The sequence below is a fragment of the Bradyrhizobium sp. MOS002 genome (assembly GCF_003020115.1).
Taxonomy (GTDB): domain Bacteria; phylum Pseudomonadota; class Alphaproteobacteria; order Rhizobiales; family Xanthobacteraceae; genus Bradyrhizobium.
In genome coordinates, this window is the sequence record NZ_PYFX01000001.1 from 353,076 (window position 1) to 375,319 (window position 22,244).

Annotated in this window: 22 protein-coding genes; 9 read left to right on the plus strand and 13 right to left on the minus strand. The window is 64.5% G+C overall.

The features are described from left to right. Positions 1-3 precede the first annotated feature (3 nt). The 3 genes from C7G41_RS01805 to C7G41_RS01815 all read right to left on the minus strand — a co-directional run bounded on the left by C7G41_RS01805 (position 4) and on the right by C7G41_RS01815 (position 2,253). A complete protein-coding gene (locus C7G41_RS01805; protein ID WP_106940967.1) occupies positions 4-420 on the minus strand; it encodes a hypothetical protein in 417 nt (138 codons plus the stop codon). Positions 421-686: 266 nt separating this feature from the next. After that, complete coding sequence (locus tag C7G41_RS01810; RefSeq protein WP_106941458.1) at positions 687-1,286, minus strand: nuclear transport factor 2 family protein; 600 nt, start codon at positions 1,284-1,286, stop codon at positions 687-689. Between the two features lie 160 nt (positions 1,287-1,446). Next, entirely contained in the window at positions 1,447-2,253 is an 807-nt protein-coding gene (locus tag C7G41_RS01815; RefSeq protein ID WP_027565571.1) for a response regulator, read from the minus strand. A 220-nt stretch (positions 2,254-2,473) separates the two neighbouring features. Between C7G41_RS01815 and C7G41_RS01820 the strand changes: the two genes are divergently transcribed. Together C7G41_RS01820 and C7G41_RS01825 are read left to right on the plus strand one after the other, a co-directional pair. Further along, positions 2,474-2,704, plus strand: coding sequence for a NepR family anti-sigma factor (locus C7G41_RS01820; RefSeq protein WP_027565572.1), 231 nt, complete (start codon positions 2,474-2,476; stop codon positions 2,702-2,704). Next, on the plus strand, positions 2,704-3,252 hold the full coding sequence (locus tag C7G41_RS01825; RefSeq protein WP_084251855.1) for a sigma-70 family RNA polymerase sigma factor: 549 nt from the start codon (positions 2,704-2,706) through the stop codon (positions 3,250-3,252). The genes C7G41_RS01820 and C7G41_RS01825 overlap by 1 nt, the downstream gene beginning before the upstream one ends. Positions 3,253-3,347: 95 nt before the next feature. On the opposite strand, the gene C7G41_RS01830 is transcribed toward C7G41_RS01825, so the two are convergent. The 8 genes from C7G41_RS01830 to C7G41_RS01865 form a co-directional block, all read right to left on the minus strand. Beyond that, positions 3,348-4,046 carry a nitroreductase gene (locus C7G41_RS01830; RefSeq protein WP_106940969.1) on the minus strand — a complete coding sequence of 233 codons (699 nt, stop codon included), beginning with the start codon at positions 4,044-4,046 and terminating at the stop codon, positions 3,348-3,350. Positions 4,047-4,179: 133 nt separating this feature from the next. Further along, entirely contained in the window at positions 4,180-5,424 is a 1,245-nt protein-coding gene (locus C7G41_RS01835) for an acyl-CoA dehydrogenase (protein ID WP_106940970.1), read from the minus strand. A gap of 135 nt (positions 5,425-5,559) precedes the next feature. Continuing rightward, positions 5,560-6,804: an acyl-CoA dehydrogenase gene (locus C7G41_RS01840; protein WP_106940971.1), complete on the minus strand. Its 1,245-nt coding sequence runs from the start codon at positions 6,802-6,804 to the stop codon at positions 5,560-5,562. A 117-nt stretch (positions 6,805-6,921) separates the two neighbouring features. Beyond that, positions 6,922-8,049 carry an acyl-CoA dehydrogenase family protein gene (locus tag C7G41_RS01845; protein WP_106940972.1) on the minus strand — a complete coding sequence of 376 codons (1,128 nt, stop codon included), beginning with the start codon at positions 8,047-8,049 and terminating at the stop codon, positions 6,922-6,924. A gap of 27 nt (positions 8,050-8,076) precedes the next feature. Next, positions 8,077-9,948, minus strand: coding sequence for an AMP-binding protein (locus C7G41_RS01850; protein WP_106940973.1), 1,872 nt, complete (start codon positions 9,946-9,948; stop codon positions 8,077-8,079). Positions 9,949-9,993: 45 nt separating this feature from the next. Continuing rightward, positions 9,994-10,800, minus strand: coding sequence for an enoyl-CoA hydratase/isomerase family protein (locus C7G41_RS01855; protein ID WP_106940974.1), 807 nt, complete (start codon positions 10,798-10,800; stop codon positions 9,994-9,996). A gap of 186 nt (positions 10,801-10,986) precedes the next feature. Continuing rightward, entirely contained in the window at positions 10,987-11,745 is a 759-nt protein-coding gene (locus tag C7G41_RS01860) for an SDR family NAD(P)-dependent oxidoreductase (RefSeq protein WP_106940975.1), read from the minus strand. 67 nt (positions 11,746-11,812) lie between these two features. Further along, on the minus strand, positions 11,813-12,415 hold the full coding sequence (locus C7G41_RS01865) for a TetR family transcriptional regulator (protein WP_106940976.1): 603 nt from the start codon (positions 12,413-12,415) through the stop codon (positions 11,813-11,815). A 209-nt stretch (positions 12,416-12,624) separates the two neighbouring features. Between C7G41_RS01865 and C7G41_RS01870 the strand changes: the two genes are divergently transcribed. Further along, positions 12,625-13,797 carry an acetyl-CoA C-acetyltransferase gene (locus tag C7G41_RS01870; RefSeq protein WP_106940977.1) on the plus strand — a complete coding sequence of 391 codons (1,173 nt, stop codon included), beginning with the start codon at positions 12,625-12,627 and terminating at the stop codon, positions 13,795-13,797. A gap of 186 nt (positions 13,798-13,983) precedes the next feature. Next, a complete protein-coding gene (locus C7G41_RS01875) occupies positions 13,984-15,528 on the plus strand; it encodes an acyl-CoA synthetase (RefSeq protein WP_106940978.1) in 1,545 nt (514 codons plus the stop codon). 140 nt (positions 15,529-15,668) lie between these two features. On the opposite strand, the gene C7G41_RS01880 is transcribed toward C7G41_RS01875, so the two are convergent. Next, entirely contained in the window at positions 15,669-16,211 is a 543-nt protein-coding gene (locus C7G41_RS01880) for a methylated-DNA--[protein]-cysteine S-methyltransferase (protein ID WP_106940979.1), read from the minus strand. A 138-nt stretch (positions 16,212-16,349) separates the two neighbouring features. On the opposite strand from C7G41_RS01880, the gene C7G41_RS01885 reads away from it, so the two are divergent. From C7G41_RS01885 to C7G41_RS01905, 5 genes are all read left to right on the plus strand, one after another. Then, entirely contained in the window at positions 16,350-17,168 is an 819-nt protein-coding gene (locus C7G41_RS01885) for an alpha/beta fold hydrolase (protein WP_106940980.1), read from the plus strand. A 2-nt stretch (positions 17,169-17,170) separates the two neighbouring features. Beyond that, the gene (locus C7G41_RS01890) at positions 17,171-17,983 is read left to right on the plus strand and encodes an alpha/beta fold hydrolase (RefSeq protein WP_106940981.1); all 813 of its coding nucleotides are present in this window, start codon (positions 17,171-17,173) and stop codon (positions 17,981-17,983) included. A 195-nt stretch (positions 17,984-18,178) separates the two neighbouring features. Continuing rightward, positions 18,179-18,856, plus strand: coding sequence for a GntR family transcriptional regulator (locus C7G41_RS01895; protein WP_106941459.1), 678 nt, complete (start codon positions 18,179-18,181; stop codon positions 18,854-18,856). A 140-nt stretch (positions 18,857-18,996) separates the two neighbouring features. Beyond that, the gene (locus C7G41_RS01900) at positions 18,997-19,797 is read left to right on the plus strand and encodes a phytanoyl-CoA dioxygenase family protein (RefSeq protein WP_106940982.1); all 801 of its coding nucleotides are present in this window, start codon (positions 18,997-18,999) and stop codon (positions 19,795-19,797) included. Positions 19,798-19,952: 155 nt separating this feature from the next. Then, on the plus strand, positions 19,953-21,266 hold the full coding sequence (locus C7G41_RS01905) for an NAD(P)H-dependent oxidoreductase (RefSeq protein WP_106940983.1): 1,314 nt from the start codon (positions 19,953-19,955) through the stop codon (positions 21,264-21,266). A 50-nt stretch (positions 21,267-21,316) separates the two neighbouring features. Here C7G41_RS01905 and C7G41_RS01910 read toward each other — a convergent pair whose 3' ends face one another. Further along, positions 21,317-22,216 carry a LysR family transcriptional regulator gene (locus C7G41_RS01910; protein WP_106940984.1) on the minus strand — a complete coding sequence of 300 codons (900 nt, stop codon included), beginning with the start codon at positions 22,214-22,216 and terminating at the stop codon, positions 21,317-21,319. Positions 22,217-22,244: the final 28 nt, after the last annotated feature.

A 22,244-nucleotide genomic window follows, 5' to 3' on the forward strand; every position in this document is an offset into this window, starting at 1 on the left:
CGATCAGGTCACGCAGCGGCCGGGCTGGAGCAGTTTTGCGACCTCGGTGAGGGAGCTGACCATCGGCTCGCAGGCGATCGTCGGCTTTTTGCGGCTCTGCTTCTGGTCCGGGAGCAGCACCGGCGGCTTGGCGGCGTTACCGGTCTCGATCACCGCGGGGACCCGCAGCAGCACCGACGTGTCGGCCAGATCGTTCAGCCGCATCGACACGGTGCGGGTCGGAACCTCCGCCTGCTTGATGTCGGCGAGCCGGTCAGCTTTGCTGGAGCGATTGACGTTATGGTCCGGTTTGTCAGCGACCGCCTGCCAGCGGTCGGCCAGATCGTGACCGGAGGCCAGCTGCACGGCGCCCACCTGGACGGCGCCAAGCGTCGCGGCGATCGCGATGGCGCCTAAAAATACCTTTTGAATCTGTGACATGGATGTCGGTCCCTCGCCCCATGGCGATCGCGGGAACAACGCAAGGAGAGGACCGGGAGTTCTCAGTCATTAAGATCACTTAACCGTGTGCGAAAAAGGCATGGGCGTGAGAAAAAACATGGCCCGCGAAAAATTTTGCAACCGCCTGGAACGACTTTGGCGGACGGGAGTCGTCTCAACAGCCGGCTATTCCCCCCTGCCCCATAAGCCGGCGACGTAGGGCGCGACTGTGGTGATGCCAGTCGCGCCTTACTTTTGTCTGGCGTTCAGTTCGCCTTTCCCGCGAGCCACTCCCGTCCCTCGGCATAGAGCTTCTCGACCTCGGGCCCGGTGAGGCCCGGCATGTCGCGCTTGACCTTGTACCCGATCAGCTCCTGCATGTAGGCGAGGTGGCGGTAGCCTTCGGGCAGCGCGGCAAGGGCTTTCTGGTCGAGCTGAAGCGTCGCGGCGGGGTCGACCGGGTCGATCCGGTCCTTCTCGTAGATCGGCTGGCGGCGCACGATGCCCCACGCGCCTGACCGCTTCTCCAGGAAATCGTAGAAGCGCCCGGTGCAAACGACGTCGCAGGGCACGTCGTGCACCGGCGCGCGCTGCGAGATGGTCATCTTGGTCTGCGCGATCGCGCGCGCCCCCTCGAGATCGATGCTGGTGCCACCGAGGAAATGCAGGATGCGGACGCCCTTGGCGAACCCCTCCTGGCTGACCCGCATGAAATCCCGCGCCGGCCCCTGAAACCAGGTGGCGGACATCCAGCCTTCCCCGTGCCAGACGGTGGCAAAGCGCTCCCAATCGCCGGCGTCGCGCCACACCGCCCAGTTCTCGACGAGGTCGCGAATGGCGAGGCGGTCGAGGAGTTGCTGGTCCATGAACACGTCTCCGATTGCACTGCGGCTGCAACGGCCGCTGCGCGAGGTATGAGCGGCGAATTCGATGGCCGTCAAGCGAGGCAACCGGGTCAACGAAAATCCGGCGCACCTTGCGGCGCGCCGGATCGGGATTTCGTCAAATGCCGGGCGCCGGCGCTTCTTACGCTGCCGGCACTTTCGGCGCGCGGTTGCGGGAGTTGCGCTGGAAGAACAGCGCCTGGCTCGCCACCGCCGACACCATCGCCGGCTGGAACGGCTTCGAGATCAGGAACGCCGGCTCGGGTCGCTCGCCGGTGAGGAAGCGTTCGGGGTAGGCGGTGATGAACACCACCGGCACCTCGAAGGTGCGGAGCAGCTCGTTGACGGCGTCGAGGCCCGACGAGCCGTCGGCGAGCTGGATGTCGGCGAGGATCAGGCCGGGCCGCCTGTTCTTTGCCAAGGCGACCGCATCGGCGTGGGTGCGGGCGACGCCGACGACATTGTGGCCGAGATTCTTCACCAGGCTCTCGAGATCCATGGCGATGAAGGTCTCATCCTCGATGATCAGCACGTCGGTGGCGATCTCGGCGGCCATCTCACGCCCTGCGGCATCGGCAAGCCGGCGCGTCTCGCCGACGTCGGTGCCGAGAATATAGCCGACCTCTTCTTCCGAAAATCCCTCGAGCGAGAGCAGCAGGAAGGCCTGCCGCGGCAACGGCGTGATGTTCGACAGCCGCCGCTCCGGCGGCATCGGCAGGTTCGTCACCTCGGAATCGTCGTTGACGGAAACGGAATTCCAGATCTGGGTGAACAGCCGGAACAGGCCGGCGCGCGGCCCGTGGCTCTCGTCGAGCACCGACGGATCTCCCAGCATGGCTTCCAACATGGCTGCGACATAGGCGTCGCCGGAGGACTGGCTGCCCGTCAGGGCGCGTGCGTACCGGCGCAACAACGGCAAGTGTTCAGCAACAAGCTGTGAACGGGACATCCCCACTCCATATATCTTCGGGCCGACCTTGACGTGCAGGCGTTAGGCGGGGGGCCCGGGTTCCCCTGCTGGGCTGATTACGTCTCAGACTTAGAAAAGTTCCGCATGGGCGCGGAACTTTTTCTCGCAGCTCGCATTGAGCCTATCCAGGGAACGGCTCCCGGTTGAGAGAACTTCTCGATTTTACAGTCACTTAACTCGGGGAAACGTGGAACAGGTCATGAAAGATCTCAAGTCTCAAGCCAGCAAAAGCACGACCCCCGGCAAGGGAGGGCTCACTCCGGAGATCCAGTCCCGGATCGGGCACCAGCTGCGCGCCATGTACGACGACGTGGTGCGCCAGGGGGTTCCGGACCGGTTCGCGGAACTGATCAAGAAACTTGATGCGCCGGGAGCGGCACCCCAAGTGGAAAATGGTGGCGGCTCTAACGACAACAATGGGAGGGATTAATGCCTCTCACGGACTCCCTGCGTAACGACATCCTGGCGGCCGTGCCCAGCCTGCGCGCGTTCGCCATCTCGCTCAGCGGCAATGCCGATCGCGCCGACGATCTGGTTCAGGAGACGCTGTTGCGCGCGCTCGCCAACATCGACTCGTTCCAGCCCGGCTCCAATCTGCCGGCGTGGCTGTTCACGATCCTGCGCAACCTGTTCCGCTCGGACTATCGCAAGCGGCGGCGGGAAGTCGAGGATGCCGAAGGCAACTATGCCAAGACGCTGAAGACGCAGCCCTCGCAGAACGCCCACCTCGAGTTCGAGGAATTCCGCACGGCGCTCGAAAAACTTCCGCAGGACCAGCGTGAAGCGCTGATCCTCGTCGGCGCCTCAGGCTTCTCCTATGAGGATGCGGCTTCGATCTGCGGCTGCGCCGTCGGCACGATCAAGAGCCGCGTCAACCGTGCGCGCTCCAAGCTCGCGGCGCTGCTCTATGTCGATGGCGCCGAGGATTTCGGGCCGGACGAGACCATTCGCGCCGTGATCGGCGGCAGCGGCGGCTGACGGCCGGCGTCAATCGGACTGAGACCGTGATGAAGGCGGCCGCTTCCGCGGCCGTCTTCGCGCGTCTGACGTGATCACATCGCGCGTCGCCTCGATCACTCGTCCACGAAGGTCACGGTCTCGGCCACGCTCGCACGCGACGTGCGGTAGCTGTTGACCTTGTGGGCGTCGTCGGCATAGCCGAACGAAATGCCGCAGACGATACGGCGATCATCGGGCAGTTTGAAATGGCGGCGGATCAGGCCGGAGTGGCGCGCGATCGCCGCCTGCGGAATGGTGCCGAGCCCGAGCGCCTGCGCGGAGAGCATGAAATTCGAGACATAGGCGCCGCAATCGATCGCACCGTAGATACCAAGCGGCTCATCGGTGTGGATGATGGCCACATGCGGCGCGCCGAAGAAATTGTAGTTCTCCAGCGCCTGCTTCGCGTACGCCGCCTTGTCCCCGCGCGCGATGCCGAGCGTGTTGTAGAGCTGAAAGCCGCTCTCGCGGCGGCGTTCGAGATAGGCGCCGAGATATTCGCGCGGCGGCGTGAAATCATAATCGCCGCCGAGTCCGCTGGATGCTTCCGCGTAAATCAGCTTGCGGAAACGCTCCTTCGCCTCGCCGCTGGCGATGATCACCTGCCAGGGCTGGCTGTTGCACCAGGACGCCGTGCGCTGCGCGGTGGTCAGCACATGTTCGATCGTCGCACGATCGACCTCCTTGGCCAGGAAGGCGCGCACCGAGTAGCGCTCGTTGAGTAGCTCTTCGAGCACGCCGATGCGGTCGGTTTGTTGTACTTGTGCGTCCATTGCCTAGCTCGCTTTCGTGCCCCGGATGCGACGCAGCACGAAGTGATGCGGCGCTGAGCCGGGGCCTATTGTGGCCTGTCCATTGTGGCTCCTGGGTCCCTGCTCGCGCTTCGCGCGTTTGGGACACGGGATATCAACGTCCCTTGGTCGGGATCTTGTTATACGGCACGTCCTTGTCGACGCGGATGTCGCCCGGCAATCCCAGCACGCGCTCGGCGATGATGTTGCGCAAGATCTCGTCGGTTCCGCCCGCGATGCGCATCGAGGGTGAGGACAGCAGCATCTGCTGAAACTGGCCCTGCACGGTCTCCTCGTCGCTGCCGGTGAGAACGCCGGCCGCTCCCTGGAGGTCCATGGCATAGGTTGCGATGTCCTGCAGCATCATGCCGGACACGAGCTTGCCGATCGAGTTCTCCGGCCCTGGCCGGTCGCCCTTGGACAGCGCCGAGATCGCGCGGTAGCTCGTATATTTCAGCCCGCTCGACTTCACCGCCCAGCTCGCAAGTTTTGAGCGCACGGCGGGATCGTCGATGGCGAGGCCATCCTCCAGCATCAGATTGGAGCAGAACTCGAACATCTCGGGGACGCCGGTCGCAAGCCGCGAACCGATCGACATCCGCTCGTTCATCAACGTGGTCAGCGACACGCTCCAGCCCTCGCCGATGGCGCCGAGGCGCTGGCTGTCGGGAATGACGACGTCGGTGAAATAGACCTCGTTGAACTCCTGCATGCCGTTGGCCTGCTTGATCGGCCGCACCTCGACGCCGGGACTCCTCATGTCCAGGAAGAACATGGTGAGCCCCTTGTGCTTGGGCACATTGGGATCGGTGCGCGCGATCAAAAGTCCGTAGTCGGAATAGTGCGCACCGGAGGTCCAGATCTTCTGGCCGTTGACGACCCAATTATCGCCCTTCTTCTCCGCGCGTGTGCGCAAGCCCGCGACGTCAGAGCCCGCCGACGGCTCGGAGAACAGCTGGCACCAGATCTCCTCGCCCGCGGCTAGCCTCGGCAAATGGCGCCGCTTGGCGTCCTCGCTGCCAAAAGCCATCACGGTTGGGCCGCACATGCCCTCGCCGATCTGGAACGGCTGCGTCAGCTTGCCGTAGACGCCTTCCTCCTGCTGCCAGATCACGCGCTCGATCGGCGTCGCGCCCCGGCCGCCATATTCCTTGGGCCAATGCAGACAGGCCCAATTGCCTTCGGCCTTCTTCTTCTGCCAGGCCTTGCCGACATCGACGATGTCGTGATTGGCCAAGCGGATGCGCCCGAGCGAGGATTTTGACAGCTCAGCCAAAAACTCCTTCGGCGCGTTGGCCTCGATCCATTTGCGCGCGGTCTCGCGGAAAGCGGCTTCCTGCGGGGTGTCGTCGAAATTCATGGCGACCTCTTCGTTCTTGCTCTGTCTTAGTCCCTCATGGTGAGGAGGCGCGCAGCGCCGTCTCGAACCACGAGGCCCCAGTCGGGCCGCATCCTTCGAGACGCCGCGTTCCGCGGCTCCTCAGGATGAGGATCATCAGCCTCTTCCCTTCGTCGGGATCTTGTTGAACGGCACGTCCTTGTCGACCCGGATGTCGCCGGGCAGGCCCAACACCCGCTCGGCGATGATGTTGCGCATGATCTCGTCGGTACCGCCTTCGACGCGGGTGCCGGGTGCGCGCAGCAGCATCGCCTGGAAACGGCCGGCGAGTTCGGCATCCTCGCCGCTGACCACTCCGCCCGCCCCCTGCAAGTCCAGTGCGTAGGTCGCGACATCCTGGATCATCGAGCCCGCCACCAACTTGCCGATGGAATTTTCCGGTCCCGGCCGCTCGCCCTTCGACAGCGCGGAGATCGCGCGCATGCTGGTGTATTTCAGCCCACTCGCCTTCACCGCCCAGCTCGCCAGCTTCGAGCGCACCGCGCGATCCTCGATCGCCGGGCCGTCATCGAGCATCAAGCTCGAGCAATATTCGAACAGTTCGGGGAAGCCGGTCGAGACGGCCGCGCCGATCGCGCTGCGCTCGTTCATCAGCGTGGTCAGCGAGACGTTCCAGCCGTCACCGACCTCGCCGAGGCGCTGATGATCGGGAATGCGGACGTTGGTGAAATAGACCTCGTTGAAGTCGGAAGCGCCGCTCGCCTGCTTGATCGGCCGCACCTCGACGCCCGGGCTCTTCATGTCCAGGAAGAACATGGTGAGGCCCTTGTGCTTGGGCACGGTCGGATCGGTGCGGGTCAGTAGGATGCCGTAATCCGAGTAATGCGCGCCCGACGTCCAGATTTTCTGACCGTTGACGACCCAGTCGTCGCCGTCCTTCTCTGCGCGCGTCCGCAGGCCCGCGACATCGGAGCCGCCGGCCGGCTCGGAGAACAGCTGGCACCAGACCTTTTCGCCGGAGGCAAGCGGCGGCAGATAGCTGCGCTTATGCTCCTCGCGCGCGAACGCCATCATGGTCGGCCCGCACATGCCGTGGCCGATGATGAACATGCGGGACAGCTGGCCGAACGGCCCCTCTTCCTGCTGCCAGATCACACGCTCGATCGGCGACGAGCCGCGCCCGCCATAATCCTTGGGCCAATGCAGGCAGGCCCAGCCGGCATCGGCCTTCTTCTTTTGCCAGGCCTTTGCCACTTCCAGAATGTTGGCGTTCTTCAATTGCGTGCGGCCGAGCGAGGACTTGCGAAGCTCCTCCTCGTACTGCTTGGGCGCGTTCGCACCGATCCAGGCGCGGGCAGTGGCGCGAAATTCGGCCTCTTGCGGGGTGTCGTCGAAGTTCATGGTGTCTCTCTTCTTCCGTCATTCCGGGGCGATGCGAAGCATCGAACCCGGAATCCAGAGGTTATCGACTCATTTCGAGATTCCGGGTTCGCCGCGTTGCGGCGCCCCGGAATGACATCACGCCGCGTTCTTCTTGCGCATGCGGTCGATCAACTGGTCTTCCCAATAGGACAGGCTGCCGAGCCCGAGCGCCATGGCGTTGGCGCGGCGATAGTACATGTGACAGTCGAACTCCCAGGTGAAACCCATGCCGCCGTGAACCTGGATGTTGTTCTTGGCGCAGTGCTGGAACGCCTGCGTCGCGCTGATGCGGGCCGCGGCGGCGGCTTCCGGCAGCTCCGCGGCGTTGGTCGAGAGCGCCCAGGCGCCGTAATAGCTGTTGGAACGTGCCAGCGTCGCCGACACATACATGTCCGCCAGCATGTGCTTGACGGCCTGGAACGAGCCGATCTGTCGGCCGAAGGCGATACGGTCGAGCGCGTAGTCGCGGCCCATCTCCAGCGCGCGGTCGGAGCCGCCGACCTGCTCGAACGCGCAGAGCACCGCGGCGCGGTCCAGCACTTGAGTCAAGATGCTCCAGCCTTCGCCGGCCGCGCCCAGCGGCTCCGCCTTGCAGTCTTTGAAAGTGATCTCGGCCTGCCCGCGGGTCGGATCGAGATTGGTCAGGCCTTTCACCTCGACACCGCCGTCCTTGAGATCGACAATGAACAAGGAGATGTCGCCGTCGCGTCCGCTCGATCCCGTGCGTGCCGCGACCACCGCGAAGTCGGCGATCGCGCCATCGGCGACCGGCTTCTTGACACCGTTGAGCACACCGTTCGCAGCCGCGAGCTTGACGTTATTCGGCGACGGATTGCCCTTACCCTCGAACAGCGCCAGCGTGCCGATCGCCTCGCCCGAGGCAATCGCCGGCAACCATTTCTTCTTCTGCGCGTCGCTGCCGGCGATCAGCAGCGCTTCGGCGACGAGATAGACGGTGGAGGAAAACGGCACCGGCGCGTTCGCCCGGCCCATCTCTTCAGCGATCACGCAAAGTTCGAGATGGCCGGCGCCAGCACCACCAAAATCCTCGGGAATGGCGACGCCAAGGAAACCCATCTCGGCGAGGCCTTTCCACAGCTCCTTGTCATACGGCGCCTTGCCGTCGAGGACTGCGCGCACAGCTTTGGGCGGGCACTTCTCGGCGAGGAATTTGCGCGCTTGGTCGCGGAGCTGCTTCTGGTCGTCGGAGAAATCGAAGTTCATGGCGCGTATCCGTGTTGATGATGTCGATTACTTGAGAATGATGACGTCCTGGTCGGGCTTGTCGGCATAAAGCCGCTCCACCAGCGCGGCACGGCGCTCCAGGCCGGCGCGCTGATTGATGTAGCCCTTATCGGTGAGCTCGTTGCCGTCGATCGAGGGCGGCTCGGCCATCAGCATGGCGCGGGCGATGATGCGGCTGCTGGCGCCTTCGCACGCCTTGTTGTGAGCCTCCAGCCCGCGCCTGAAGCAAGCGATCACCTCGGGATGCTTCACTGCATCATCGAAGCCGAGATCGGCGTTGCCGACGAGTTGGCGGCAGGCATGCAGGTTCGGCCAGGCCAGCAGGCCGATGAAGGCACGATCCTGCCCCGCGACCAGCGCATCATGCACAACGGGCGTCGCGGCGGCGATCGCATCTGTACGCAGCGAGCCGACATGGACGAAGGTGCCGGTGGTCAGCTTGAAATCTTCCACCACACGCCCGGCAAAGATGATGCCTTTCACCGGATCGGTGTCGTCGACGAAGATGCCGGCGTCACCGATGCAATAATAACCTTCCTCGTCAAACATCTTCTTCGTCAGGTCAGGCTGGCCAAAATAGCCCGGGGTGACGTTGACGCCGCGCAGACGCAGCTCGTACTTCGAACCGCACGGCACCATCTTCAACTCGACGCCGGGGAACGGCAGGCCGATCAGGCCGACGCGCTCGGTGTCCCAATAGGTCCCGGTCGAGGTCGGCGCGGTCTCGGTCGAGCCCCAGCCGGTGTAGAACACGATGCGCTCGCCGGTGGTCTTCACGGCGAGAGCCTGCATGCGATCGTAGAGATCATCCGGCAGTCGCGCGCCGCCATAGGCCATGATCGAGAGGTTCTTGAAGAAGGAACGGCACAGCGCGTCGTCCTTCTCCATGGCTGCGGCGAGCGCGGCATAGCCGGCGGGCACGTTGGCGTAGTAGGTCGGCGAGATCTCGCGCAGATTGCGCAGCGTCTCATCGAATTGGCCCGGCATCGGCCGACCGTCATCGATATAGAGCGTGCCGCCGTCGACCAGGATCGGATGGAACGCCGCATTGCCGCCCATGGTGTGGTTCCATGGCATCCAGTCCAGCATGGTCGAGATCGGACCGCTGGGATCGCGCGGCCGTACCTGCATCATCATCGCCGCATTGGCACACATCATCGCTTGCGTGTTGATGACGGCCTTGGGCATGCCGGTCGAGCCTGACGTGAACAGCAGCTTGCCGACGGTCTCAGGCGTGATCTTCCCGATCGACGCTTCAACATCGGCGGTCACGGCTGTCGCCGCGAGCTGGGCGAAGCTGACGCTCTCAATGCCCTCGCAGGGCCGTAAGACGTGAACGACGGTGACGCCGGTGAGATCGAGCGCCTTCAGCGCCTTCTCGAAGGTCGGGCCGTCCTGCACCATCACCACGCCGGGCTTGATCAGGTCGAACAGATATTTCAGCTTGACGTGATCATGGCTCATCAACGAGTAGGCCGGCGAGACCGGCGCGGCCGGGACGCGCGCCTGCATCGCGGCCTGCGTCATCAGCGCGTGCTCGATGGAATTGCCGGAGAGGATCGTGACCGGGCGGCCGTCGAGCGCGAGATTGAGCAAGCCCTGCGTCAGCGCATCCACGGTGCGCTTGGCTTCGCCATAGGACAATTTGCGCCATTCGCCGTTGGGGCCACCGCGCTGGGCAAGCCAGATCCGCTCCGGCGCTTCCTTCGCCCATTTTGCCAGCGAAGCCGGGATATGCTTCTCGTAGGTCTGCAGCGGGATGCGCGACTTCAGCACCACCGTTCCGTCGTCGCGGCGCTCGACGTCGATGTCGCGCGCCAGCCACTCGACCTTGCGAAAGGCGGGCTTCGTCATCACCGCCGCCGCGCTTCCACTCATTTTGCGTCTCCCGGAATTTCTCGTCCTTTACGGATCTTCGTTGCTTCAGCGCTTGATATAGACAGGCTTTCGCTTCTCAAGGAAGGCCCTGATGCCTTCCGAAAATTCCTCGGAGCGGCTGCACAGCACCTGGTTGCGATCCTCCATCGCGATCACGCCTTCCAACGATCCGGCATCGACGCTCATGTTGAGACATTCCTTGGACAGGCGCAGACCCACGGGCGAGGCCGTGATCATCGCGTCGACATAGGGCTCGGCGGCGGCATCGAGCTTGTCCTCGTCGACGACCTCGGAGACCAGCCCGACCGCGAGCGCGCGTTCGGCGCCGATGAAGCGCCCCGTGAGGATCAGCTCCGAGGCTACCGAGACACCGACAAGGCGCGGCAGGAAATAGCTGGTGCCGATGTCGCAGCCGCCAAGACCGAGCTTGATGAAGGCGCAGTTCATCCGCGCCGATCTCGTCGCGATGCGGATGTCGGAGGCGAGCGCCAGTGCAAAGCCGCCGCCGGCCGCCGCGCCCTGCACCAGAGAGATGATCGGCTGCGGACAGCGCCGCATCAGCATCACGATGTCGGCGATGCGCCGCTGCGAGTCCAATGACTCCGTAACACCCGGCGGCTCCTGCTGCCCGGCACGGCGCGCCATCGCGGCCTTGAGATCGAGGCCGGCACAAAAATTCTTGCCCGCGCCCTTCAGCACCACCACGCGCGTGTCGCGGTTGCGCTGGAGGCCCTGGAAATAAACGTTGAGCGCGTCGATCAGCGCAGGATCGAGCGCGTTGAGGTGTTCGGGACGATTGAGCGTCACGGTGTCGACGCCGTCGTTGTGCTCGATCAGCAGCGGTTGGGACATGAGGCGCCTCGTGCTTGCCGCGATTCGCGGTGCCGATTGCTGCGCCCTCTCCCCTTGTGGGAGAGGGCATGTACGCTGTGAGCCCGGAATTCGCTTGGGTGAGGGCTCTGTCTCCGCGGATAGAGATCCCTCATCCGTCGCGCTACGCGCGCCACCTTCTCCCACAAGGGGAGAAGGGAAAGAGCCCTACCTTGGCGCCATGCGGATCGCGCCGTCGAGGCGGATGGTCTCGCCATTAAGCATCGGGTTCTCGACGATGTGCACGGCGAGCGAGCCATATTCATTGGCGTCGCCGAGACGCGCGGGATGCGGCACCTGAGCACCGAGGCTCTTGCGGGCCTCTTCGTTCAAGCCCATCAGCAGCGGCGTCAGGAACAGGCCGGGCGCGATGGTGTTGACGCGGATCTTCTGGCTCGCGAGGTCGCGCGCGGCCGGCAGCGTGAGACCGACGACGCCGCCCTTCGACGCCGCATAAGCGATCTGGCCGATCTGGCCTTCGTAGGCGGCCACCGAAGCGGTGTTGACGATGACGCCGCGCTCTTCACCGACCGGCTCGATCGTGACGAGGCGCTCGGCGAACAGACGCAGGCAGTTGAAGGTGCCGATCAGATTGACGTTGATGATGCGCGCGAACTTCTCCAGCGGGTAGACACCGTCGCGGCCGACGATGCGCTGCGAGCCACCGATGCCCGCGCAGTTCATCAGCACGCGAGCGACGCCGTGCGCAGCTTCCGCCTTGGCGATCGCTGCCTTGATCTGCTCCTCGTTGGTGACATCGGCGTGGAGCGCGATGCCCTTCACTTCGGCGGCAACCTTCTCGGCGTTTTCCTTGCTCTGGTCGATCACGCCGATCTTGGCGCCCTTGGCCGCCATGGCGCGGGCGGTCGCAGCACCAAGGCCCGACCCGCCGCCCGTGATGAGAACGGCTACGTCTTTCAACTGCATCGTAAGCTACCTTTCCTCTACCTTTTCCTTGGGCGTTTCTTCTCTAGACTTCGGCGTTCTGGCCGGATCATCCGGCCGCGACAGCTTCCTCGCCTTGCGTGAGGATGCCGCCGCAGATCAGCGTTTCCATGTGCTTGATGTATTGCCGGCAGACGTCGTCGGTGACGGGGCCGACGCCGGTCGCGCGTGACATCGCATGCCGGCCGAAAAACAAATGATCGCAGGCGCCGATCAGGCTGGTGTAGAACAGCACCGGATCGGTCGCGCGAAACTCGCCCTGACTGACGCCTTCGGCGAGCAGGCGCCGATGGAAGTCCAGCAGCGGCGCGACGAAGAATTTCGAGACCTCGTCCGCAGAGCCCGCGACGCTCTCGTGCAGCAGATAGTGGATCAGCCGGTTCATGTAGGGAAACCGGTGATAGGCGCGGATGATGCCGCCGATATGCAGCTTCAGCTTCGCGGTCGGCGTGATCGGCTGCGCCAGCAAGTATTCGAGATTGGACAGTTCCGTTCCCGCGTCGCGCTCCAGCAGCGCCAGCAGCAGTCCGTCCTTGTTGCCGAAGTGATATTTGACCAGCGCGGCGTTGGCGCCGGACTTCTGGGCGATGTCGCTCAGCGAAATCTCGATCGAGGAGCGTTCGATCATCAGCTCGCTCGCGGCCACGAGCAATTTCTCTGCCGTGGAATTCTTTGCGCTTGGGAGCCTGTTCGGTACGCTGGTAGTCACGGAGATCCCTGATTTTGGCGCGAGAGCGGCCGCAGATAAGCCCAAGCAGCGCCTCGCCACAAGAGTTAATTGATCGATTGACTAAATAGCCAGTCGCCCCTTAAATCCGCCCCGACAACCAGCCGTTCAAAATAATCCAGGGAGAAACCGACATGGCCGAGGCTTATATCGTCGCCGCTGCGCGTACCGCCGGTGGGCGCAAGGGGGGCCGCCTCGCCGGATGGCATCCGGCCGATCTCGCCGCGAAGGTGCTGGACGAGCTGGTTGACCGCACCAAGGTCGATCCCGCGCTGGTCGAGGACGTGATCATGGGCTGCGTGATGCAGGTCGGCGAGCAGTCCAACAACGTCGCGCGCAACGCCATCATGGCCTCGAAACTGCCGGAGAGCGTGCCGGGCACCTCGATCGACCGCCAATGCGGCTCCTCGCAGCAGGCGCTGCACTTCGCAGCCCAGGCCGTGATGTCCGGCGCGATGGACGTGGTGATCGCCGCCGGCGTGGAATCGATGACGCGCGTGCCGATGGGCCTGTCGTCGCAGCTTCCGGCCAAGAACGGCTTTGGCAGCAACAAGAGCCCGGGTATCGAGCACCGTTATCCGAACATCGTGTTCAGCCAGTTCACCGGCGCCGAGATGATGGCCGAGAAATACGGTCTCTCCAAGGATGAGCTCGACGAGTACTCCTACAACAGCCATCAGCGCGCGATCGCGGCAACGCAGGCCGGCCGTTTCAAGACGGAGATCGTGCCGCTTGAGATCACCCGCGCCGACGGCTCCAAGGACACCCACCACATCGACGAGGGCATCCGTTTCGACGCCACACTCGACGGCATCAAGGGCGTCAAGCTGATCGTCGAGAACGGCAAGCTCTCCGCGGCCAGCGCCAGCCAGATCTGCGACGGCGCCTCCGGCGTGATGGTGGTGAACGAGCGTGGCCTGAAGCAGCTCGGCGTGAAGCCGCTGGCGCGCGTCCACCACATGACCATGATGGGCGGCGATCCCGTGATCATGCTGGACGCACCGCTGCACGCCACCAAGCGCGCGCTGGAAAAGGCCGGCATGGCGGTCGACGACATCGACCTGTTCGAGGTCAACGAGGCCTTTGCCTCGGTGCCGACCGCCTGGCTCAAGACCACCGGCGCCGATCCGGAACGTCTCAACGTCAATGGCGGCGCCATCGCGCTCGGCCATCCACTCGGCGGCTCCGGCACCAAGCTGATGACGACGCTGGTCCATGCCTTGCATCAGCGCGGCAAGCGTTACGGGCTGCAGACCATGTGCGAGGGTGGCGGCATGGCCAACGTGACGATCGTGGAGCGGCTGTAAGCTGCCGATGCTTCGCTGACGCGTCGCTCAACAACGGTGTCGTCCCGGCGAAAGCCGGGACCCATAACCACAGCAGTCTATGGCTATGTCGGGCTTGGGCGACAGCGTGCTTCAACAATTTAGACTGGTGGTTATGGATCCCGGCCTTCGCCGGGATGACACCTTTCTTGTTGAGAGATCTCGACCATGACGCATCCGTCCATCCACGCCCGCGCCACAGCCGACAAGATCGCCTATCAGATGGCCGGGACCGGCAAGGCGATCACCTATCGCGAGCTCGAGGAGCTCTCGAACCAGGGCGCGCACCTGTTCCGCTCGCTCGGGCTTAAGGCCGGCGACCACATCGCGCTGCTGATGGAGAACCGCCTCGCCTTCATGGAGATCTGCTGGGCGGCGCAGCGCAGCGGGCTCTATTACACCGCGATCAGCCGCTATTTGAAGCAGGACGAGATCGACTACATCATCGCCGATTGCGGCGCCAAGGTCGTGATCACGACACCGACATGCGCCGACCAGATCAAGGCCCTGATCAAGGGCACTGCGGACGAGCCGGTCTTCTACATGATGGACGAGCCGCAAGCCGGCTTCCGCTCCTACGACAAGGAAGCCGCCGCACAGCCGACAACGCCGATTGACGACGAAGTCGCCGGCTACGACATGCTGTATTCGTCGGGCACTACCGGCCGGCCCAAGGGCATCAAGAAGGCGTTCGAGGGCAAGCCGATCGACGAGCCGAACGCGTTTCTGCGCGTGCTCTGCGCCAGCATGTGCGGCATGAATGCCGAGACGACTTATCTCTCACCGGCACCGCTCTATCACGCGGCTCCCTTGCGCTTCAACATGATGGCGATCGCGCTCGGCGGCACTTCCATCATCATGGAGCACTTTGACGCCGAAGATTTCCTGAAGCTGGTCGAAAAGTACAAGGTGACCCAGGCACAGCTCGTGCCGACCATGTTCGTGCGCATGCTCAAGCTGCCGGACGAGGTTCGCAACCGCTACGACGTCTCGACCCTAAAGGGCGCAATCCACGCCGCCGCCCCCTGCCCCGTCGAGGTCAAGGCCAAGATGATCGAATGGTGGGGGCCGATCCTGATCGAATATTACGCAGGCTCCGAAGGCAACGGCGTCACCGTCTGCAACTCGAAAGAATGGCTGGAGCACCGCGGCAGCGTCGGCCGCGCCGTGGTCGGCAAGATCAAGATCCTCGACGAGAACGACGAGGAGCAGCCGACGGGCGAGATTGGCACGGTCTATTTCGCCGATGCGCCTGTTTTCACCTATCACAACGACCCCGAGAAGACGAAGAAGGCCTACAACGCAAAAGGCTGGTCGACGCTCGGCGACGTCGGCTATCTCGACAGAGACGGCTTTCTCTTCCTCACCGACCGCAAGTCCTACATGATCATCTCGGGCGGCGTGAACATCTACCCGCAGGAGACCGAGGACGTGCTCGTCACCCATCCTGAAGTCGCCGACGTCGCCGTGTTCGGCGTGCCGAACGAGGAGATGGGCGAAGAGGTCAAGGCGGTGGTGCAGCCGCACGATCCCAAGCGCGCCGGCAGGGAGCTCGAGGCCGATCTGATCGCCTACTGCAAGAGCCGCCTCTCGACGATCAAATGCCCGCGTTCGATCGATTTCGAAGCCGAGCTGCCGCGCACGCCGACCGGCAAACTGGTGAAGCGGCATTTGCGCGACAAATATTGGCCGAAGGCGGCAGCGAAGATTTAGCAGAGATCTCGCGTCCCGGACGCGGTGCAGCGCGTAGCGGTGCGCCGCAGAGCCGGGACCCATCTCGCTGAGGTGCTGGGCCCCGGCTCTGCAGTGCGTCACTATGTGCCGCACCGCGTCCGGGGCACGAGAGCCCATCCTCAATCAAACAAGCTCGGCGTGTGGTTCACCAGCGCGCCTTCGATCTCGAGCATCTTCAGCTTCGTCACCACGCCACCATTCGCGGAGAAGCCGCCGGGCTTGTTGCCGGCCGCCAGCACGCGATGGCACGGCACGACGATCGGGCACGGGTTGCGGCCGAGCGCCTGTCCGACGTCGCGCGACAGCTCGACACCGCCGAGTTGCTTGGCGATGTCGCCATAAGTGACGGTCTTGCCCGGCGGAATGGTGCGGGCGATCGCGTAGACGCCGCGGTTGAAGTCGGGCACGCCGTCGAGATCGAGCGGGATGTCGGTGAGGTCATCCGGCTCGCCCGCGAGCAGTTTTGTAATGCGGTCGATCGCCTGCCGCACGTCGGTGGTCGGTTCGGCTTCGCCGGCGCCGGCATGGCGCTGGCTGATGCGGGTGCGGATCTTCTGCTCACCGCCCATTGGCAGTTGCGTGCCGTTGATGCCGCGCGGACCCCAGGCAATGGCGCACAGGCCGATCTTGCTATCGAACAGGGCAAAATGCTGGTCGGTCATGGTTTGGTCCCTGGCTTGCGTTCCCTCGCATGCCCCCAATGTGAACTGAGCCGAAATCTAGGCTTGGAAATAGTTGCGATCCACCCGGTTTCCGGGAATCGTACACAGGAGTTCCGCCTCCCCTTTCGCGAGCCCAGAATGCAAAGCCTCCACGTCAACGGATACGACATGCCCTATCTCGACGTGGGCGAAGACCGAGGCCGGCCGCCGCTGGTCTGCGTGCATGGCTCGCTCAACGACTTCCGTGTCTGGGGCTGCGTGCTCGGTCCGTTGACGCAGCGGCACCGGGTGATCCCTGTCAGCTTGCGGCACTTTTTCCCGGCCCAATGGGATGGCGTCGGCGACACCTATTCGATCGCCCAGCATGTCGACGACGTCATCGCCTTCATCGAGGAACTCGACCTCGGCCCGGTCGATCTGATGGGCCATTCCCGCGGCGGGCACATCTGCTTCCGCGTGGCGCAGCGGCGGCCGGATTTGCTTCGGCGGCTGGTCCTGGCCGAGCCCGGCGGCGAGCTCGATGCGAGCCTCGATCCAGATTATGCCGGCGGCCCCTCGCCGCTGCTGGCGCGGTTCACGGCCTCGGCCGAGAAGATCGCGGCCGGCGACGTCGATGGCGGCCTCGCCGTCTTCGTCGACACGCTTGAAGGCGCCGGCACCTGGCCGCGGCTGCCGGCGCTGGTGAAGCAGAATCTGCGTGACAACGCCTTCACGCTGATCGGCCAGGTCCGCGACAACCGCCCGCCGTTCTCGAAGGCGGACGCGGAGTCGATTCTGATGCCGACGCTGTTCATCCTGGGCGCACGGACCAAAGGCCTGCTGCCGAAAGTGCTGCATGCGCTCGCCGCGCATGTGCCGTATTCCAGGACGGCGGTCATCCCGAACGCAACGCACCCGATGTTCGAGCAGGCGCCGCAGAGATACTCGGAAGTGGTGCTGGATTTTCTGGCGGGCTGAACATGCAGACATTTCGCGTCAATGGTTACGACATGGCCTATCTCGAAGTCGGCGAGGGCCCGCCGCTGGTCTGCGTGCACGGCACGCTGGGCGATTTCCGCACCTGGTATTCCGTGCTCGGTCCCCTGTCGAAATCGCATCGCGTGATCTCGGTCAGCCTGCGGCACTTCTTTCCGGAGCATTGGGACGCCGTCGGCGACGACTACAAGATGGCCCAGCACGTCGCTGACGTGATCGCTTTCATCGAGCAGGTCGAACCCGCGCCGGTCGATTTGATGGGCCATTCGCGCGGCGGCCACATCGCGTTTCGCGTGGCGCAGACGCGGCCGGATCTGTTGCGAAAGCTGGTGCTGGCCGAGCCCGGCGGCGATCTCGATGCCAGCCTGCCGGTGCCTGCAGGCACGCCCGCGCATCCACCGCTGGCCGCGCGCACGGCGCGCTCGGTCGAGATGATCCGCGCCGGCGACATCGAGGGCGCGCTGCAGAACTTCTACGAGGGCATCGAGGGCGACGGCTCGTGGCGGCGCGTGCCGGCGGCGGCGAAGCAGCAATTGCGCGACAACGCGATCACCTTCCTCGGCCAGATCAACGAGCAGCGCAGGCCCTACACGCTCGCGGACGCGCAGGCGATCAGGACCCCGACGCTGCTGGTCGGCGGCGGCGCGACCACCGGCAGCCTGTCGGTGATGTGGCGTGTGCTCGCTGAGCATATCGCCGGGGCGAAGACGGCCGTGATCCCCAAGGCCGGCCACTGGATGTTCGAGCAGGCGCCGCTGGAGTTCGGCGAGGCGGTGAGCGCGTTCCTGGCGGAGTAAGCGCCTCACACCTCTTTTCTTTTCCTCGAAAACAACCCCATGCACAGTAGCCGATCATAGCAATATCAATGACTTAGAGGAGCGCAAAAAGCGGGGTCGGACGCCCCGTTGGTCGCGCTTGACGCGCTTATGCTCTCGCCTTATCTTCGAATACGGAATTCCGTATTCCCTTTCACGGTCATGGGAGCTGTCGGCGTGATCCCTCTCGACCCGCTTCCGAACTTGATCGACCAGGTCTATGCGCGGATCCTGGAGGCAATCTCCGACCGCACGCTGCAGCCCGGCCAGCGCATCCGGCAGAACGAGCTCGCCGACAGGCTCGGCGTGTCGCGCCAACCGGTGTCGCATGCGCTGCACCTGTTGCACCGGCAGGGACTCGTCGCCGAAAGCGGCCGGCGCGGCTTTGAAGTCACCCAGCTCGATCCCGCACGCATCCGCCAGCTCTACGAGGTGCGCGGCGCGATCGATGCGCTGGCAGCGCGGCTGGCAGCAGAGCGCGCAGGCACCGATGCGGCGGGACGCATGCGGCTGGAGGCGGCGCTCGCCGCCGGACGCGGGATCGATGGCAAGACCACGCTCGCCGAGCTGATCGCGCTCGACGTCGAATTTCATCGGGCAATCTATCGGCTCTCCGGCAATCCCGTGATCGAGGAGACGATCACGCCGCAATGGCCGCATATGCGCCGCTCAATGGCGACGGTGCTGTCCGAGCTCGATTATCGCGGCAGTGCCTGGGCCGAGCATGCCGACATTGCCGGACACATTCTCGCAGGCGATGCGAAGGCGGCCGAACGTGCGGCGCTTGCGCACGCGCAGACGGCGGGACGGATGACCGAGGAGAGATTGATGGCGACGGACGAGGCGGCGGCGTAGGTCGCTGTCATTCCGGGGCACGCGAAGCGTGAGCCCGGAATCTCGAGGTTCCCCGGTGCGCAATTGCGCACCTGAGGTTCGGTCCTCGGACCGTCCCGGAACGACGAATATAACAAAAACGAACCAAAGGAGGACGCCGCATGAAACTGTCCCAGGAGCAATTGGAGTTCTTCCACCGCGAGGGCTGGCTGTTCCTGCCTGAGCTGTTCAGCCAGGAGGAGGTCGATCTCCTCGCGCGCGAGGCGGTCGCCATCTATGACGCGAACCGGCCGGAAGTCTGGCGCGAGAAGAGCGGCGCGCCGCGCACCGCCTTTGCCGCGCATCTCTACAACGAGGCGTTCGGCATTCTCGGTGCGCATCCGCGCATGATCGACCCGGTCGAGCAACTGTTCGGCGAAAAGGTCTACATGCACCAGTTCAAGATCAACGCAAAATCCGCCTTCACCGGCGACGTCTGGCAATGGCACCAGGATTACGGCACCTGGAAGCGCGACGACGGTATGCCGGAGCCGCGCGCGATGAACATCGCGATCTTCCTCGACGAGGTGATGCCGATCAACGGCCCGCTGATGCTGGTGCCGCAGAGCCAGAACGCCGGCGACCTCAAGGCCTCGCACGACCTTGCGACGACCTCCTATCCGCTGTGGACGCTGGACGAGGAGACGGTGACGCGCCTCGTCAAGCAGGGCGGCATCGTGGCGCCGACCGGCAAGCCCGGCGGCATGCTGATGTTCCACGGCAATCTTGTGCACGGCTCGGCCGGCAACATCACGCCCTACCCGCGCAAGATCGTGTACCTGACGCTGAACGCGGTTTCGAACTACATCCGAAGCCCGACGCGGCCGGAGTACATTGCGCACCGCGATTTCGCGCCGATCAAGACGGTGGACGACGACGCGCTGGTGCGGCTGGCACGTGCGCCGCGGCAGGCGGCGGAGTAAACACGTCTCGTGCCCCGGACGCAGCGCAGCGCGAAGCGGTGCGCTGCAGAGCCGGGGCCCAGCTACACGGTATCCCTTACACTGGGTCCCGGCTCTGCGGAGCAGCGCTACGCGCTGCACCGCGTCCGGGACACGATCACAGTCGGACAAGCCCCATGAACCTCTTCCGCCTCCTCCAGGCCCGCGCTGCCGCCGGCAAGCCCGTCCGTGTGGCGCTGATCGGCGCCGGCAAATTCGGCTCGATGTTCCTGGCGCAGGTGCCTCATACCCCGGGGCTCGAGGTGCCCATCATCGTCGACATCGATCGCGATCGTGCGCGCGAGGCCTGCCGCACCGTCGGCTGGGACGCGGCGCGGATCGCCGCCACCGTCTTCACCGATGACGGCGCGCGCGCCATTGCCGGCGGCGCGATGGACGTGGTGGTGGAGGCGACCGGCAATCCAACCGTCGGCATCAGGCACGCCCGCGCGGCGATCGCGGCGGGCAAGCATATCGTGATGGTCAATGTCGAGGCCGACGTGCTGGCGGGTCCGCTGCTCGCCCAGGAAGCCCGCAAGGCCGGCGTGGTCTATTCGCTCGCCTATGGCGACCAGCCGGCGCTGACCGCGGAGATGGTGGATTGGGCCCGCGCCACCGGTTTTCACGTGGTTGCCGCCGGCAAAGGGACAAAGTATCTGCCGGCCTATCACGACGTGACGCCGGACAGCGTCTGGCTGCATTACGGGTTGACCGCGGGCGAGGCGCAATCGGCGGGGATGAATCCGCAGATGTTCAACTCCTTCCTCGACGGCACCAAATCGGCGATCGAGATGGCCGCGATTGCGAACGCCTGCGGACTGGACGTGCCTGCAGAGGGCCTTCTGTTTCCGCCCTGCGGCGTCGACGACCTGCCGCATATCATGCGGCCGCGCAGCAGGGGCGGCGTGCTGGAGCGGTCGGGCGTGGTGGAGGTGGTTTCTTCGCTCGAGCGCGACGGAAGGCCGGTCTTCCGCGATCTGCGCTGGGGCGTTTACGTCGTGCTGGAGGCGCCGAACGACTATGCCGCCGATTGCTTCAGGCAATACGGCCTCAAGACCGACGGCAGCGGACGGTACGCTGCGATGTACAAGCCCTACCATCTGATCGGCCTCGAGCTGAACATCTCGGTGCTGTCGGCCGCACTGCGGGGCGAGCCAACCGGGCAGCCCCATGGCTTCCGCGGCGACGTCGCCTCCGTGGCAAAACGCAATCTGCGCGCCGGCGAGATGCTGGACGGCGAAGGCGGCTACACGGTTTGGGGCAAGCTGGTGCCGGCAGCCGCGAGCCTCAAGGCCGGCGCGCTGCCGATCGGCCTGGCGCATCGGCTGAAGCTGAAGCACGATGTCGCCCATGGCGAGATCGTGCGCTGGAGCGACGTCGAGTTCGACGCGGGCAACGAGACGATCAGGACGCGGAAGGCAATGGAAGCGGCGTTCACGAAAGAGGGGTAGACCGAGCCGGGATGGACTTCACCCTCCTGAAGGTTAGTCTTCGGCTTCCATTATTTTCCGCGATATCGAAGAGCATCAACCAACAGTGAGAACGCAGGCGACGATTGTCTGCGGCTCGGATAGTACAAGTGATATCCGGAGAACGGCGGGCACCAATCCGACAACACACGAATGAGTTCGCCGCTAGAGAGATAGGGCTGCACGTTGCCTTCGATCAGATAGGCTAGGCCGAGACCCTGCAGTGCCGCCTGAAGCAGGGCGCCCGAACTGTTGAAGACAAGCTGCCCGTCCACGCGCACTCTGACGTCGCGTCCGTTTCTCTCGAACTCCCACGCGTAGAGACTTCCGCCGTGGGTAGGTAGATGAAGGTTGACGCAGTTATGCTGCGTCAGATCCTGCGGCGTCCGCGGCTTCACTCGGGACGCGAAATAGGACGGCGAGCCCACCACGGCCATGCGCAAGTCCGGACCGACCCGCACCGCGATCATGTCCTTCGCGACTAGTTCGCCTGGCCGAATCCCGGCGTCGTACTGCGCGGCCACGATGTTCGTGAGGCCAACGTCGATCATCACCTCGACTTTGATGTCCGGATACAGCGGCGCGAGTTTGGCCATGGCAGGCATCAGGATCGCCTGCGCCGCATATTCCGTCGCGGTAATTCGGATCGTCCCTGCCGGCTTTTCGCGTAGTTCGCTCAAGGCTCCGAGCTCGGCATCCATCTCGTCGAACTTGGGTCCGATCTTCTGCAGCAGCCGCTCGCCAGCCTGCGTCGGCGTAACGCTGCGGGTGGTACGGTTCAGCAACCTTACGCCCAGCCGCTCTTCCAGATTCCGGACGATTTGACTGAGCGTCGGCTGAGCGATCGCCAGCCGCGCCGCCGCACGGGTAAAGCTGCGCTCCCTCGCAACGGCAAGGAAGGCGAGCAGATCGCTCGCATCGGCGCGTTCCATTTATAGGCTACTCCAATCAATCTAATTG